Raw genomic sequence first — 15537 nt, 5'->3', positions numbered from 1 at the left:
ATCGTTTAACGGGCGGACGGAAAGATGAAGGTTAACGATGGCTATAGTCCTGCGCGGCGGACGCTACTGCGCCTGGGCGTGGGGCTGCTGGCCGGCGGCGTGCTTTCGCCGCTGACGACCCGCGGCCAGGCTCGCCCGCCGCGGGTGATCACCTTATTCCAGGGCGCGACCGACAGCGCGGTGGCGCTCGGCATCACGCCCTGTGCGGTGGTGGAGTCGTGGAGTGAGAAACCGATCTACCGCTATCTGCGTCCGGCGCTGCGCGATGTGACGCTGGTCGGTCTGGAGACGCAGCCCAGCCTGGAAGACATGGCGCTGCTGCGGCCGGATGCGATCGTCGCTTCGCGTTTTCGCCATCAGCGCATCGCGCCGCTGCTGGCGCAGATTGCGCCGGTCGTTATGCTGGATAACGTCTTCGAGTTTAAGAAAACCTTGCTGATCATGGGCGACGCGCTGCACCGTCAGCATACGGCGGCGCGCTTGCTGGCGCAGTGGCGGCAGCGCGTCGAGGCGTTGCGTCAGCAATTACAGCGGCGCTTCGCCGATCGCTGGCCGCCGACGGTATCCGTGCTCGACATCCGGGAAGATCATATCCGCAGCTATCTGCCGGTCAGTTTTCCCGGCTCGGTGCTCAGCGAGCTGGGATTCGGCTGGAGCGAGGCCAGCCGAGCCGCGCGTGGGGTATCGCTCCGGCTCACCAGCAAGGAAAGCCTGCCGGTGGTCAATGCCGATATCTTTTTTATCTTTTTACGTTCGGAGCGGGCATCGGTGCAGCAACATTACCAAAGCCTGCTGGCGCACCCGCTATGGCGGCAAATGCAGGCGCCGCGCAACCGTCAGGTCTGGCTGGTGGACGGTACGGCCTGGAGTCTGTCCGGCGGCATCCTTGGCGCGAATTTGATGCTGGATGATATCGCCCGGCTGGTAAGACAGGATACGGCTTCATGAGTAACGGCGCTAAACTGTGTGCGGCGGCGGCGCTTCTGCCGCTGTGTATGTTATTGAGCCTGATGGCGGGGCCGATCTGGATCCCGCCTCAACAGGTGGCTGCGGCGTTACTCTCGCCGGATGCGATGAACGTAAACCATATTCTGGTGACCAGTACGCGACTGTCGCGCACGGTGTTGGCGACGGCGGTGGGCGCCAGTCTGGCCGTCGCTGGCGTCCTGATGCAGGCGCTGACCCGTAATCCGCTCGCGTCGCCCGGACTGTTTGGGGTGAACGCCGGCGCGACCTTCTTCATTATATTAAGCGGCGCGCTGTTTGCGCTGAGTTCGCCGCAGTCGTGGCTATGGTGCGCCTTCTTCGGCGCGGCGCTGGCCGGCGCGCTGGTGTGGCTGATCGGCAACAGCGGGCAGGGCAAACTCAATCCGCTGCGCATCGTGCTGGCCGGCGCTTCGGTGACCGCGCTGTTTTCGGCGTTCAGCCAGGCGCTGCTGGTCGTCAACCAGGAAGGGCTGGACACGGTACTGTTCTGGCTGGCGGGTTCTCTCTCCGAACGCAATCTGGCGCAGTCTCTGCCGTTGCTGCTGTGCAGCCTGCTGGCGCTGCTGTTGGCGCTGATGCTGGCGGGGCAGGTTAACGTGCTTAACGCCGGGGAAGACATTGCCACGGGGCTCGGACAGCGCACCGGCGTTATCCGCCTGCTGCTCAGCGTACTGATTGTCTGCCTGGCCGGCAGCGCGGTGGCGCTGGCGGGCTGCATCGGTTTTATCGGCCTGATGGTGCCGCATATGGTGCGTAAAAGCCTGTCTATCGATCACCGCTGGTTGCTGCCCGGCAGCGCGCTGAGCGGCGCCATCCTGCTGCTGCTGGCGGATGTGCTGGCGCGTCTGGCTATCCTGCCGCAGGAAGTGCCGGTCGGCGTGATCACCGCGCTGTTTGGCGCACCGTTGTTTATTATGCTGGCGCGACGCGGAGGCGGGCGTGAATAAGCCATTAATCCTGCGCTATCGCGGCTTTTCGCGCCAGATTCACCGATCGACCCCGGGACGGTTGGCGCTGGCGCTGCTGTTTACCGGCCTGACGCTGCTGTTTTCTCTGTCGGCGGGGAAAGTCATGCTGTCGCCGCTGGCGGTGCTGCGTATTCTGTACTTCGATTCGGATCCCGCCCTGACATTTATCGTCGGCCAGTTGCGCCTGCCGCGCATTTTAATGGCCGGGCTGGTGGGCGCGGCGCTTGGCGTATCCGGTCTGATCCTGCAGTCGATAATCCGCAACCCGCTGGCATCCCCCGATCTGCTCGGCATCACCAGCGGCGCCAGCTCTGCGGCGGTGCTGTATCTTTCCTTCTTCAGCCTTGCGCTGGGGCCGCAGTATCTGCCGCTGGCCGCGATGTCCGGCGCCGGGCTGGCGATGCTGACCGTCTGGCTGCTGGCCTGGCGGCAGGGCGCCTCGCCGCTGCGTCTGGTGTTGATCGGCGTGGGCGTTTCCGCCTTACTCGGCGCGGTCACCACCTTTATTCTGGTTTTTAGTCCGCTGACCACCACGTTATCCGCCTACGTCTGGCTAACCGGCAGCGTTTACGGCACCAGCTGGCCCGAAACCCGAATGATGGCCGGCTGGCTGCTGGCCATTTTACCGCTGCTGATCCTGCTGTCCCGCCAGGTGATGGCCCAGCAGTTGAACGACGATCTGGCGCGCGGCATCGGCGTACGCGTGCAGCAACAGCGCGCCGGTCTGCTGCTGGCCAGCGTAGCGCTGGCCGGAACCGCCGTCGCCTGGGGCGGCGCCATGGCGTTTGTCGGACTGATCGCGCCGCATATCGCCAGACGGCTGCTGGCGCCTGGATTCGCCGCTTTGGCGGTGATGACCGCCTGCTGCGGCGCAATACTGGTGATGCTGGCGGATCTGGCCGGGCGTCTGCTGTTTTTGCCTGCCGACTTGCCCGCGGGTATTTTTGTCGCCGTCGCCGGCGCGCCGTTTTTCCTGTACTTACTGATTAAACAACGTCATGAGGGCCGCTAAACGATGACGTCCATTGCCAGCCGCGATCTGACCCTGAGCTACCAGCGGCAGATTATTATCGACGATCTGAATCTCGCTCTGCCCAGGGGCAAGATCACCGTGCTGATCGGCAGCAACGGCTGCGGCAAAAGCACGCTGCTGAAGTCGTTCGCCCGGTTGCTGAAGCCGCAGGGCGGCACGGTGCTCCTGAACGGAAGCGACATTCAACACAAATCTACCGCCGTGGTAGCGCGCGAGCTGGCGATCCTGCCGCAAATGCCGCAGCCGCCGGAGGGCATCAGCGTGCGCCAGTTGGTCAGTCTGGGGCGCTACCCCTACCAGAACTGGCTCCAGCAGTGGTCATCGCAGGATGAGGCGATGGTGAACCATGCGATGCGGCAGACCGGGGTAGCGGCGCTGGCCGGGCGTCCGGTCGATGCGTTATCGGGCGGGCAACGCCAGCGGGCGTGGATTGCCATGACGCTGGCGCAGGATACGGACATTGTCCTGTTGGATGAACCCACGACCTTCCTCGATTTGTCGCACCAGATCGACGTGCTGGATTTACTGCGCGCGCTAAATCGGCAGGGGAATAAAACCATCATTATGGTCTTGCACGACCTGAATCTGGCCTGTCGTTACGCCGACCATCTGGTGGCGATACATAACCGGACGGTGTTTGCCCAGGGCGCCCCGCAGGCGATACTGACCGAAGAGCTGGTGAAAAGGGTATTTGATCTCAACTGCAGGATTATCTCCGATCCGTTTTTCGACACACCGCTATGTATTCCTTTTAGCCGGACGCCGCCCTCATGCTAGACGACGCGTCCTTTACGCCTCAGGAGTGGGCGCAGTTACGCGGTCCGCTGCGCCTCAGGACGGCGGCGGAGTGCGATCGTCAGCGTGCCGTGACCGTCGCCGCGCTGCTGGATAATGACCGGTGCGCCGCGCTGTTGCAGCAGCTGACCCCGGTGCTGAATTCGCCGTCGCCGGCCATCACCGCGTCGCTGCTGGCGAAGCGGCTGGCCTTTCTGACCACCGGCGCCTGTTTGTATGCAATGTCGGTTTTTGATAAAGGGCTGCGCCTGTCGCCCGATAACAGCCTCATTGAATATGGGCATGACGACGGAGTCTGGACCTCTTCGATGCCGCTACGCCGCATCGCGCCTTTTACTTACGCCGCTGGCGCGCGCCCGGCCTGGCGCGAGGAGATAACTCATACGCTGTTTGCCGGGCTGCTGGCGCCGCTATGGCAAACCTTCTCCAATGTCAGCGGCGTTTCCGCTCGCGTGCTGTGGGAAAACTGCGCGGTCAGAGTTTATTCACTGTATGAACGCCGTATCGCCGCGCTCGACGACGCGGCGATACGGGCGCGCGGCGCGGAGGATTTTGACTGGTTGCTGTATCATGCCGGCCCGTCTCTGTTTGGTCTGGATTATAATCCGCTCGGCCGTTTTCGCCAGCGCGCCACGCCGCTGGATGACGGTCTGCAGCACATTCGTTTTCGCCGTACCTGCTGCTTCTATTATCGGACCTGCGAGCCGCAGGCATTCTGCCAGACCTGTCCGCTATTGCGGCCGGGGAAAACGCGTTAAGGCAGGGCGAGGGAAGGGGAAACGCCGGCGCTGCTCCGCCCCCGCGCTAAACCTAAACGCGCGCAGACCGTTTGCGCCCGGCGGTTCGATTCCGCCGGCCAAAAAACGTTTATTTCATTTGAGTAATAAAAAATTATCCCGCCCAAAAAATGAACCGGTTGAATCACATCAAAATATGTTCTGAAGAAGCGCATTAAATTTATATGATTATCATTTAGTTATATTTTCATTACTTTCGCCGCGGACGGCCATATAGGATACCGGACACAAAAAATGAAAGTTTTATTTTAATGTGTGAGCTTTTCGAACTATTTTTTCTTCAATTGCCATTATATTTAGCCCGGTTCAGGAGGCCATGACTCATGACCAGGAGGTTATAGGGTTACGGAACGATCCCGGCAGTTATACATCATCAATGTATCGCAGTTATGGTTCAGGAGAGGAGATAACATGTTTAATATCGCTTTATTGGGGGCGGGCCGAATCGGTCAGGTCCACGCCGCTAACATCGATGCACATAAAGAATCGACGCTCTATTCCGTAGTGGATAGCTATGCGCCAAACGCAACCCGTCTCGCAGAAAAATATCACGCCAGGGTTCAGTCCGTTGAACAGGCGCTGGCGGACGATAATGTGCACGCGGTGCTTATCGCATCATCAACCGATACCCATGCCGATCTGATCGAAAAAGCAGCTATTCACAACAAACCGATCTTTTGCGAAAAACCGATTCATCTGGATATTGCCCGGGTCAGAAAATGCCTTTCCGTGGTGAAAGAAAATCAGGTGCCGCTGTTTATTGGCTTCAACCGGCGCTATGACCCTAATTTCCGTAAGGTTCGTCAGGCGTTTATCAACGGAACGATCGGTAAAGCCGAATCGCTGCTTATTGTTTCCCGCGATCCTTCACCTCCGCCGGTGGCTTATGTCAACGTGTCCGGCGGTATGTTGCGCGACATGACCATTCATGATTTCGATATGGCCAGCTATATCATGGGTGAAAAACCGGTTGCGGTGTTCGCCAAAGGAAGCAGTCTGGTCGATCCGGAAATCGGCAAAGCGGGCGATATCGATACCGCGTTCGTGGTAATCACCTTTGAATCCGGGGCGATGGCGACCATTTCCAATTCGCGGCGTTCCGGCTACGGCTACGATCAGCGCATTGAGCTACACGGTGAAAAGGGCGTTCTCGCCGCGCAGAATATCCGGGAAAACAGCGTGGAAGTCTGGAGCGAAGCCGGCTGCGTGGCCGCAAAGCCGGAGCACTTTTTCCTGCAGCGCTATGACGCGGCTTATAAAGCGGAATGGGAACATTTTATCGATGTATTAAAAAATGGCGCCCGACCGGAATGCAGCGGCGCGGACGGTGAATTAGCCTTATATCTGGCGGACAAAGCCATTGAATCATTAATGTCCGGCAGAGAAGTCAAACTATAATAATTTCACGACGGCTGACAAATATGTCAGCCTCTTTTTTATAAAAATAACCGAAGCGAATCCTCAGACTAAAGCGGACGCATATTTATAATTTTTATCGGCGTCCGATCGCCGATACCACACTAAATGCCTTAGCACATTGATGCTTCTCTCTCGATCCTGCCACAACGCGCGGCGGCCGATGAGATGATATAAAATACGACTAAAAACAATTAGATAAAATTTCCGATACCACTCAGTCAACAGAAGATAAATGTAGCGCTATTATGCGAAGATATTTAGCCGTTTTGTTCTGTTTTATTCTTTGTTATCGGCCATCGTTTGGTATTTAGAAGGGGGCTGCCAACGGATGCGGATAAGCGGAACATTATAACGGAAATTATATGGTATGATTTTCGCTTACTACACGTTTCCTGCGGAGCCTTACCATGGAGCATAAACATCAATCCGGCTTTATCACTCCCCCTGACCATATCCATTTTCTGGCGAAAAAACTGTTTGGCAACGTTGGCGAAATTTCTGATGGCGCGATCGCGTATCTGGAAAAGGGCGGCGGTGGCCCGACGGAGCAGCATACCCACACGCATTCTCATCTGTTTGTAGTCGTCAGCGGTAAAGCGAAAATTCTTTTAGCCGAACAAGAGGTGGTGCTGGAGGCAAACGAGAGCTATCTGGTCGACGGCGCTATCCCGCACTCAGTCTGGAATGCCGCCGATGAAACCACGGTAATGCTGGGGATCTCGGTCGCTCGCTAAAACGGCTCGTGCTGGTGATCGGCGCGAACCGGCGTTATAAAAACAGGCGCGACGCGCCACATTTGGAACATATCGCATATGAATGGTGAAATGGACCTCAGCTGTCGGCTGGTGCAGGGATTTACTATGCCGCCCGGCGAAAATTTGTCTGCCCTGATGCCATTTGTAGGTGAGATCGTTTTTGCCTTTGATTCCTCAGCCAATGACGCCGATGCGCAGCTCTCCGGAGAGCTGACGCAGACGGTAAAGCTGTGGTATCGGGCTCTGCTAAGAAAACGAATTCAGACAATGCGACTAATGCTGCCCGTTAACCAGCGGGTTGAAGCGCCGTTTCTCAACGGTTTCAGGCAGGGGATCTATACCTCGTTTGCCGATCGCGCCACCTTATGGCAGGCGAACTGGCGCTATGATAGCGTTGCGAAAAACTGGCGAGTGCACTATCAGCAGATGAACTGGTCGCCGCCGACTATGGATTGCTACGAGTATTACGATAACGCCGACGCCTTTTACACGCTGCTGACGCAGCTTAACAAACTGGCGCTCGCTATCGGCGGGCACGATAATTTTGCCCATATCTTCCAGCGCGCAAGGCAGATGCTGGAGTATCCCGCCAGCGGCAATACCCATCGACGCCGGATGATTGCGGTGGCCAAATCGGCCTGGGTACTGGGCGGAATGGGGTCATGGAACGATATCGCCCCCTGGGCCGCGCAGCAAATAGGTCGCGTCAGCGAGTATGAAACACTGACCAGCGACTTGTTTAAACACATTCAGATCGCGCTGATGTACGGCGCCAATGCTCCGTCATCACGTCCGCCTGCGTAATGTTGCACGCGGGCGAGCGCCTTAAAAACACACAGTTATCGTCCTGCGCAGCATTTGCTGCCGGCATTCTGCGGGCATCGTGAAGCGGGAATAGCGGCGAAGCCGAAAACCGATGAGGAAATACGGAAAGCGGGCTTGATGAATACTGTATAAATACACAGGCACCAGTAAAATCGGCACCGCCCCTTAAAACCGGATAAAAAACAGTCTGTTTTACCCCTGCTGAAATTTAGCGCCGCCCGCGCCAGTTAGTGCTGGAGGACCATTCATAAGTAGCTGAAGTATCAGGTTTGAATTTATTTTTTTTCTGCTCGGCGCGCGCCTGACGGGCGACAACTTCGCGTTCCTTCATCAACTTATCAATATAGTCATCCTTGATATGGTTGCTTTCGGAATTGGTAAGAGGGCGGCCATGCTGTTTTCTGGCCTGGTCAAGCAGCGTTTTAAGTTGACGCTGCTCGCTTTCCGTCATGTCTTTTTGAGTCAGTTTTGCCATCGGTTTCGACCTGATTGAGACTGGAACGCTTATTGTAGAGGAAAATTCCGGCCTATTCTTCAGAATACGCGCATTACGCCGCACATTCACATAAGTTATCTCACGGTGCGCTGACCGCTGCCGGCATACGCCATATTATAAAAATGGGTGTTTTTGTCGGCGGAGCCGGTTTAAGTGCATCTTCAGAGAAGAAGAATTGACAGCTCGCAATGATAGTAGACAGATATACCTGCTGAGACGGACGATACAAAAGCCATGAATCCATCACTTTTAACCCAGTATGTGAATCAGCCAATCAATCTAAATGTAGCGAAGCAGACTGCGTGGACAACGAACGGTATGCCAAATGATCAATGTGGTACTTGATGGGTACAACAATGGCAAGCAGGTTTCCGTGTCCATCAGAATCCATTAATCCATATACAATAAACAAAACGGGAGGGATGTCAGAAATCACTAATACATAGATCTCTTGGGAAGTGGCTGTGGAAGATGCATTCAGTTACCTCTATAGGTAATTTAACTTATGTTGAGCACATGGGGGCTTCATCGATGGATTAATGGTTAACATATTGTTTTTATTATTAATTTTAAGGAATAAATTTCCTTCTGAACCAACTTACTTCATGAACTAATCCCATTTTGTCGACTTTGAGTACCTTTCGTCTGTGCTCACTACGACATTTTTCTAACTACACAGGCTGAAGTCAGGTATTTATCTGATTGTTCTATTGAAGTTTCTCCGGATTTTTGTAACATTGAGAGCTTGAATTTTTTATCAGAGGTAATGTTTCTGAGGGCGGTAGCGATGTCACAGACTAATTGTATGATGGTCGCTGCAAATATGATGGTTTTGCTTTACCGCAGCATAACTGTTGTCCTGAATGAAATGTGTAGATAGAAATGTCAATATTGGCAGGCCCGTCTTATGAACGAATTTTATTTGGATGTGACATAAATTCCTTCTGTAGGGGTTATGAGTTATTAAATAAATGGATACAATCATGAACATTCAAGAAATAAAAAAAGACATATATGAATTAATACAACTTGGCGATTTAACAGATAATTCATTTAAAAAACTCTTTATCAACAAACATTCTATCATCGGGAAGGAATGTGAGCTCTGGGATTTTAAAGAGAATTTTGATGGCACCAAAGAAGCATATCTAAAATTACTGAAAGCGATTGCTAGTTTTTATAATTCGTATGGTGGCTATATTTTTTATGGGGTAAAAGAAGTAATTAAAGATACAAGCATGAAGGTTATAGGTGTAAATCAAAACATAATAGATAATCAAAAATTACGAGGTCAGTTCGATAAGTTCTTTGGAAGAAGAATTGATTTAACATACTTTGAAATTAAACATGATGTTGATGATGCTAAACTCAATGTAGGTATTCTATATATACCTAAACGAGGTGTACAGGATTCTCCGTTAACCCCTATATCTGATGGGGTTGGTTCAGGTAATGAACGAATTTTATCTAAAGACTTTATATTTATCAGACGGGATGATCAATGTAAATCAGCTGTTTCTTTAGATGATTTTAAATTTGTTAGCGGGGAAAGAGTTCCAACTTATGTTGTCATCCAAACAATAGTTAGGAAAAAAATAATTGAGCACAATCTTCCAGATAAAAATCAAATATGCCCTATATTTATAGGGCGAATGGAAATAATTCAGGAATTATGGTCATGGCTATCAAATGATCTTCAATATACTAAAGTAATTGCCGCAGATGGCGGTAAAGGAAAGACGTCAGTTGCATATGAATTTTGTAGACTAATTGTTGAGTCTGGATCTGAGTTGTTTGATCAGATAATTTGGCTAACAGCAAAATCAAAACAATTTAAGGCAATATACAACAGTTATATTGATACACCTGAAATTCATTATTCTGATGTTGAGACATTACTATCAGAAATCTGTATAAGAACAGGCTCACTTCCTGATGAAACAGCTGAGTTAAATTACTTGCAACTTCAGCGACTGGCCAAAGAAAACCTTCAAATATATCGATATTTGATAGTTGTTGATGATGTTGACTCAAATGTTCCTGATGAACAACGACGTATTATGGAAATAGCTAGAGTGATATCAAACTCTAGTTCTAGAGTGTTATTAACTACTAGGGTTAATAACATGTACTCGTCAGACTCTGCAATTATCCTCCCTGGGCTATCGGGTGAAGAATATAAAACATTAATTCAAGAGCATTGTAGAAATCTTCACCTACAGCCGTTCAATGATAAAAATACATACAAACTGCAAGAAGTTTCTGAGGGCTCGCCATTATTTACAGAGTCAATTCTAAGACTTTGTAAACTCGGTTTGTCATTGGACGACGCGATAAATGAATGGAAAGGCAAGAGCGGAGATGCAGTGCGTGTTGCAGCTCTTAGAAAAGAAGTAAAAGAACTCTCCCAAGAAGCAATTAAAATTCTTATTACAATTAGCGTTGTTGGCACATGCTCTAGAACCGAGTTAAGACAATATACAGATCTTGAAAATCATGATCTTGAACGAGCCATGGAAGATCTTGGTAACTTATTCTTAATTAAATCAATCGGTTTTATTGAGTCGGAACCCAGATTTGAAACTTCATCTTCCATATCAAAATTAGTAATATCAATTAGTGATGAGATACTGCCTAATGCTGAAGCGTTTATTGCACAAGTAAATGAAATTTCCGTTGGGCTAAGCGACAATGCTAAGCTAAAATCAAATAATAGCGAAGTTGGTAAAGTAATTAGGCAATGTAATTCTCTTATAAAAGAACGTAGATTTGATGAAGCCAGAAAAATAATCAAAGACATATTAAAAAAAACCAGATTCAAAGAGAATTCAGACATTTATTTTATGGCCGCAAAAATACAATATGAAGATAATGAGGCAAAACCAGAGTCTGTTAGAAAATCATTTGTAGAAGCATATGTCAAAGGTCAAAAAAAGCCATTTTTCTTTGAGATGTGGTATCAAACTGAAATGAAATTTGGCACAGCTAACTCAATACATGACGTCTGCACCAATGCTTTAAAGAACATTAGCAGCAATGATTATCAGTGGCGTGAGAGATACGTATATGCTTGCCATGAATTAGCAAGAAATGTGAAATCAGACACTATCGAATTAAAATATCTTGTCATGGGTTATGAATATGTAAATAGTTTAATAAAAAATTCAAAACCACCTAAAAAAACAGAGTTTATACATCTAAGCAGAACATTGGTAGATAAGATATGGGAACTATCTATAGCTATAGGAAAACATGAAATATCAGTAGTCATAATCATGAATGCAATTAATTTTGGCGATATTAGAAGTGCTACGTTTAACAAATTACTTGATTCGGCCAATATGATATTATCAAAAACATTTCTCAATACAGAAGTAGCAAAGCACAAAAATGATTTAATAAATTCAATCCAGAAGGCTGTGCATTTTCTCCGGGAGTGTAATCCACCAAGACCGGAGTTGGCTGAGAAATTGAATATAGCACTTGGTTTGCTTATCGAGTCTGTAACGGATTAATTTAACCTCTTATGGGTAAACAATTGTCGCGAGTCTATACTGGTTATTAGTTAGCCCTTGCAATCGTCTTTTCCTTGTTAGCAGACTGCTCTAGAATACATGATTCAACAGATAGTGTCTGTTGAATCATTGGGCTCTGCTGAGAAGACAGTTTCATTGATTAGATATTGCATTGGCAATATCTTGCGCCAGTAATGCGTTTTGAATGTTCACCAGTATCTCAGCGCCGGGAGCTAACCTGCCATGTGTAAGTGCTGCGATATCTCGAGCAAGATTAACAGCTCCAGATGCAACGTCGTCGCTCAACATTCGAAGAAGATTATGAACAGAGGTGCCCGCTGAACTGGCATCGAAGGCCAGTAGAGCCATTTCAAGTTTGTGTTCATCGGTTTGTCGCACGGTCTGTTCAAGAATAGGGCGCTTGTCACCACCCAGTCTGAAATAACGTAATCCATCAAGCTCTATGATCAGGTCGATAATGGGTTGTGCTGCACGCACCAAGGCATCGTCTAGCTGAGGAATGGATAGCGTATCAAGCCAATCATCAACACTATGTGGCGAGGAAAAGAAACTGGAAATACCACCGACTGTTAATTTTGAAATCGCAAATCCAGCGATGCGTGGGATAATCCACATCTGGCGACTTTCACCAACGTCAGCACGAATCTGCGCTGCATGCTCATTGAACCAGATCAGCCAATCAGCAGGCGTTTCCAGGTCGACCACTGCAAGAAGTTCTACATTTGGCCAAGGCAGGAGGGACTTCCAATCCGGACGAGTATAAAGCGTTAATTCGATGCCGGATGCCTGCAGTCTGGCTTCGGTTTGGCGTAAGTACCTGCCGGAACGCGTTTTCAACTGCTGTTCAGCTTCAACTTTAGCCAGACGCAGTGCATTTCCAAGCTGAGCCTTACGGGTTTTCGCTATCCACATCTTTGTTGGATGGGAAGATTCGCTACCAGCCTCGGCGGCTAACAACCGCAAAGAGGCAAGGGTATTTTCCAACCGCATCAATAATGGCTCAGGGTCCATCCCCACGATTGACCACGGTTCGCTGCGTGCTTCCCAGACATTTTTTAGCAGATCCCCTGTCCATATGACGAATGCACCATAACCTTCTGGTAATTGGTTAAAGCGCCTGACCAAATCAGCCGAGCAGGAATGTAGTAAATTTTGTAACGGTTTAACATGCTGCTCCGGCGCCTCGCCAGTTGAAAGACCTTCCTGTGGTGAAGTCAGGTTACAAGCCCCCTCAAAAACCTCACCGAAACGATCAAGAATTTTTGGTGGTGGTACCTTGCCCCGTAGTACACAGTCTACAATACGCTCCAATACTGGCATAAGCTGTTCCAGCAAAGCGTACGCACGCTGCAGGTAAGCGGAGTAACTTTCTGTTCCAACCAGTTTTGCCGCTGCGGCAATCCAGCGCTTATTCCATTCTGGCAGAGCCTTGGTGGGTAGGTTTTCTCGATGTATGCGTTTGGTAGCAACAGCGTATTCCGACAGACCTGACGGAAGGTTATCGGCAGCAATGGCATCAACGGCGACTACTGCTGCAGTAGGATCTAGTCCAAGCAATAGCTCACAAAGTTGCACGACTTCTTCATGCACATTGCTCTGGACAGAAGGTGCGACGTGAAAAATGCGACTACGCAGCAAACGACCTCCGGTGGGCGCTTCAACCTCAATTTTATCCGTCCACGGAATTTCAGTTGTGAGGCGTGCCAATAACCGTTCACGAACATCATCCGCTCCCCAGAATATGGCAATTTGTGGATCGATAAGTCGCGCAGCGCCCAGTAACTCTGCGGCGTTGCTGAGGTTGATCGCATCAAAATCAGGCCTTAAATTGCTTAGCGCCGCCCTGATACTGTCAGGAATATCCATGCCGACCAAAGTACCCATGAAGGTACATAAGCGTGGCGTATCAGCGCGTACGACTAATGCGTTTATTGTGTCCGGGGAAAGTGCGGACAGTAACACTTGTCGCGGATCTGTGGCCGAACGTACCCGTAACTCACCCATGGCTTTTTGCAGGCGCTCGGGAAAGGGAATTATTGATGTATTTTGCCCCGCCACAACGAACATGACGGCTAGGGTAATCAATGTTGGCTCCACGCCAATCACCCGCGCCTGAGGTATCCAGGCACTCAGCGTTGTTTCGATATGAGCCTGTCCCAAACCGAAGAGACAACCGTTCAATGCGACAGGGGAAAGTTCTTTTTCAAGTCGAGTCACCAGTGTCTCAATCAGAGACGTTGCTGCATCTGGAATATGAACAGAAACATAGCTTACAAAGCTGCTCAGGCTGTCATCGTTGACAGTAAGTGCGGTACTAATGGCCGCATGTGACGGTGTTTGCAATAAATGCGTATGACAGAGTTCAAAAAGCGTCTTTGAACGGAGTTGATGAAGTCCTTTTAGCTGACCATCCACTGGTGTGGAAACCAGATGTTCATCAATGAGTCGACGTAACGCTCGCGTAAGTGCGCCTTGTTCAATGCCAAGAACCTTCGGCAATCGGCTGACATCAACCGCCGCGCCTGCCGCCCCGGCAAGGGCAGTAACACTGAGAACCGCCAGTTCTTCATCCCTGGACTCGCGGAGCCGCTGATCTATCTGTTCAGCGAGGATAGACTTCAGTCGTTCCCCACGGGTCAAAATATGCGTATATTCCAGAAGAAGTCCGCCACTTTTAGCCCATGGCTCGCGCCATCCCGCCCAATTTGTCTGACCTTGTTCCACTAATTGGCGCCAAATCTTTTCTGCTACAGCCTCTTCCATGAGCGGACGTACTTCGCGAGCCCGGGAACGCGAGGCCAACATAAGAGTGTCTTCCTCCCTGATTGAACCCAACAGTAGTATGCCACTGCCAACGGTAACTTCTTTAAGCAGCGCATTCCAAAGCTGACTAAAACGTCCACCAACGTCATCGAACACAAACCCGACAGGCGCGTCAGGAAAAGCCCTTAATGCACGGGTAAACTGAATGAGAAGATGAACATTAGCCGCATCACCTCTTCTCATCTCAAACCATCGAGTAGTATGTCGACTCGCCCGCGCGGTTTCCCACATCAAAGCAGACTTACCAGCCCCTGACAGACCAACAATTAAAGCCGCACCAGCAGATTCTAATGCGGAGAGTACCTCATGACGTGCATTCGGACGCTCGGCAACAAGACCTGCTGCCAGATGGCCAGGCCGTGTGTTCACACCCTGGTAGAAGGACGGGTCATTGAATGGTGTCAGAAAATCGACAACATCACAGTAACCGTCGCGTAAAGCTGATTCCATTCCCACCATGTCCAGCGCTGGCTCTATTCGACGAAGAGTGGTTTCCACATCAGATATACCCAGCCCTTCAAAGCGACCATCCCTCACCAGACCATTTTTGTCCGCCAGCGCGGCAATCTGTTTCAACAACTCACCATAATGAATCTGAGCCGCCAAATCTGAGCAGGGCATGGTGCAATGAATACTTGCCACTGCAGCCTCAAAAGGATTTGGTGCAATCCAGATTTGAGTACGTGCGGCAAGGGCTGCCCACTGTGGGTCATCCTGAAGTGTGCTGACCAGAGCTGGATGCTCAGCCAACAAATGATCAACCACTGGCCCCTCGGCAACAGGATGCTCAAGAACAAGAATTAGATTTGTATGGAAGGCGGCATTTTCAACGCGCGCCCAGAGCGCTCGTATAAACCCGACTGCAACCGCCACGGGAAATGGTCCAAGATGGTCACGCCGTGACTTCACCTGCACGAGAGCAGAGCCTATAGTACTACTTAGTTCGTAATCATCTTTCCCTTCGGGAATCACAGCCCCATAGGGGAGTTCGTTAGCCCAGCAGCGAATGGCCAGCCAGACGCCAGCAGCATCTTGATATCGAAAACCCCGACCAGCATGAGAGCCTGCACGTGATGTTGCCAACTTACAACTCCTTGAGAGAA

General features: G+C 50.6%; 11 protein-coding genes. 9 read left to right on the top strand and 2 right to left on the bottom strand.

The annotated features are described in order from the left end of the window. The first annotated feature begins 24 nt into the window (after positions 1–24). From FJU30_RS06305 to FJU30_RS06270, 8 genes are all read left to right on the top strand, one after another. On the top strand, positions 25–948 hold the full coding sequence (locus FJU30_RS06305) for an ABC transporter substrate-binding protein (RefSeq protein ID WP_150434128.1): 924 nt from the start codon (positions 25–27) through the stop codon (positions 946–948). After that, positions 945–1934: a FecCD family ABC transporter permease gene (locus FJU30_RS06300; RefSeq protein ID WP_150434127.1), complete on the top strand. Its 990-nt coding sequence runs from the start codon at positions 945–947 to the stop codon at positions 1932–1934. Before FJU30_RS06305 ends, FJU30_RS06300 begins: the two co-directional genes overlap by 4 nt. Beyond that, complete coding sequence (locus tag FJU30_RS06295; RefSeq protein WP_150434126.1) at positions 1927–2967, top strand: FecCD family ABC transporter permease; 1041 nt, start codon at positions 1927–1929, stop codon at positions 2965–2967. Before FJU30_RS06300 ends, FJU30_RS06295 begins: the two co-directional genes overlap by 8 nt. 3 nt (positions 2968–2970) lie before the next feature. Beyond that, entirely contained in the window at positions 2971–3765 is a 795-nt protein-coding gene (locus tag FJU30_RS06290) for an ABC transporter ATP-binding protein (protein WP_150434125.1), read from the top strand. Beyond that, positions 3759–4541, top strand: coding sequence for an IucA/IucC family C-terminal-domain containing protein (locus tag FJU30_RS06285; RefSeq protein WP_150434124.1), 783 nt, complete (start codon positions 3759–3761; stop codon positions 4539–4541). The genes FJU30_RS06290 and FJU30_RS06285 overlap by 7 nt, the downstream gene beginning before the upstream one ends. 450 nt (positions 4542–4991) lie before the next feature. Further along, positions 4992–5978, top strand: a complete 987-nt coding sequence (gene iolG / locus FJU30_RS06280; protein ID WP_150434123.1) for an inositol 2-dehydrogenase — start codon at positions 4992–4994, stop codon at positions 5976–5978. Positions 5979–6406: 428 nt separating this feature from the next. Continuing rightward, complete coding sequence (locus FJU30_RS06275) at positions 6407–6733, top strand: cupin domain-containing protein (protein ID WP_150434122.1); 327 nt, start codon at positions 6407–6409, stop codon at positions 6731–6733. A gap of 90 nt (positions 6734–6823) precedes the next feature. Further along, positions 6824–7558: a hypothetical protein gene (locus FJU30_RS06270; protein WP_150434121.1), complete on the top strand. Its 735-nt coding sequence runs from the start codon at positions 6824–6826 to the stop codon at positions 7556–7558. A gap of 229 nt (positions 7559–7787) precedes the next feature. Here the strand turns inward: FJU30_RS06270 and FJU30_RS06265 are convergent, their stop codons facing one another. Continuing rightward, positions 7788–8054, bottom strand: coding sequence for a DUF3811 domain-containing protein (locus FJU30_RS06265; protein ID WP_150434120.1), 267 nt, complete (start codon positions 8052–8054; stop codon positions 7788–7790). A gap of 1004 nt (positions 8055–9058) precedes the next feature. On the opposite strand from FJU30_RS06265, the gene FJU30_RS06260 reads away from it, so the two are divergent. Next, positions 9059–11590, top strand: a complete 2532-nt coding sequence (locus FJU30_RS06260; protein WP_191091532.1) for an RNA-binding domain-containing protein — start codon at positions 9059–9061, stop codon at positions 11588–11590. A gap of 153 nt (positions 11591–11743) precedes the next feature. On the opposite strand, the gene FJU30_RS06255 is transcribed toward FJU30_RS06260, so the two are convergent. After that, on the bottom strand, positions 11744–15517 hold the full coding sequence (locus tag FJU30_RS06255; RefSeq protein WP_150434118.1) for a hypothetical protein: 3774 nt from the start codon (positions 15515–15517) through the stop codon (positions 11744–11746). Positions 15518–15537: the final 20 nt, after the last annotated feature.

The sequence above is a fragment of the Affinibrenneria salicis genome (assembly GCF_008710095.1).
Note: the sequence above shows the minus strand (reverse complement) of the source record. Positions and strands in the feature narration are given on the sequence as shown.

Bases quoted from the DNA above. Each gene is read 5' to 3' on its own strand.
- FJU30_RS06300 (WP_150434127.1), top strand. From the start codon at position 945: ATGAGTAACGGCGCTAAACTGTGTGCGGCGGCGGCGCTTCTGCCGCTG.
- FJU30_RS06265 (WP_150434120.1), bottom strand. From the start codon at position 8,054: ATGGCAAAACTGACTCAAAAAGACATGACGGAAAGCGAGCAGCGTCAA.
- FJU30_RS06275 (WP_150434122.1), top strand. From the start codon at position 6,407: ATGGAGCATAAACATCAATCCGGCTTTATCACTCCCCCTGACCATATC.
- FJU30_RS06305 (WP_150434128.1), top strand. From the start codon at position 25: ATGAAGGTTAACGATGGCTATAGTCCTGCGCGGCGGACGCTACTGCGC.
- FJU30_RS06260 (WP_191091532.1), top strand. From the start codon at position 9,059: ATGAACATTCAAGAAATAAAAAAAGACATATATGAATTAATACAACTT.
- FJU30_RS06270 (WP_150434121.1), top strand. From the start codon at position 6,824: ATGGACCTCAGCTGTCGGCTGGTGCAGGGATTTACTATGCCGCCCGGC.
- FJU30_RS06285 (WP_150434124.1), top strand. From the start codon at position 3,759: ATGCTAGACGACGCGTCCTTTACGCCTCAGGAGTGGGCGCAGTTACGC.
- FJU30_RS06290 (WP_150434125.1), top strand. From the start codon at position 2,971: ATGACGTCCATTGCCAGCCGCGATCTGACCCTGAGCTACCAGCGGCAG.
- iolG (WP_150434123.1), top strand. From the start codon at position 4,992: ATGTTTAATATCGCTTTATTGGGGGCGGGCCGAATCGGTCAGGTCCAC.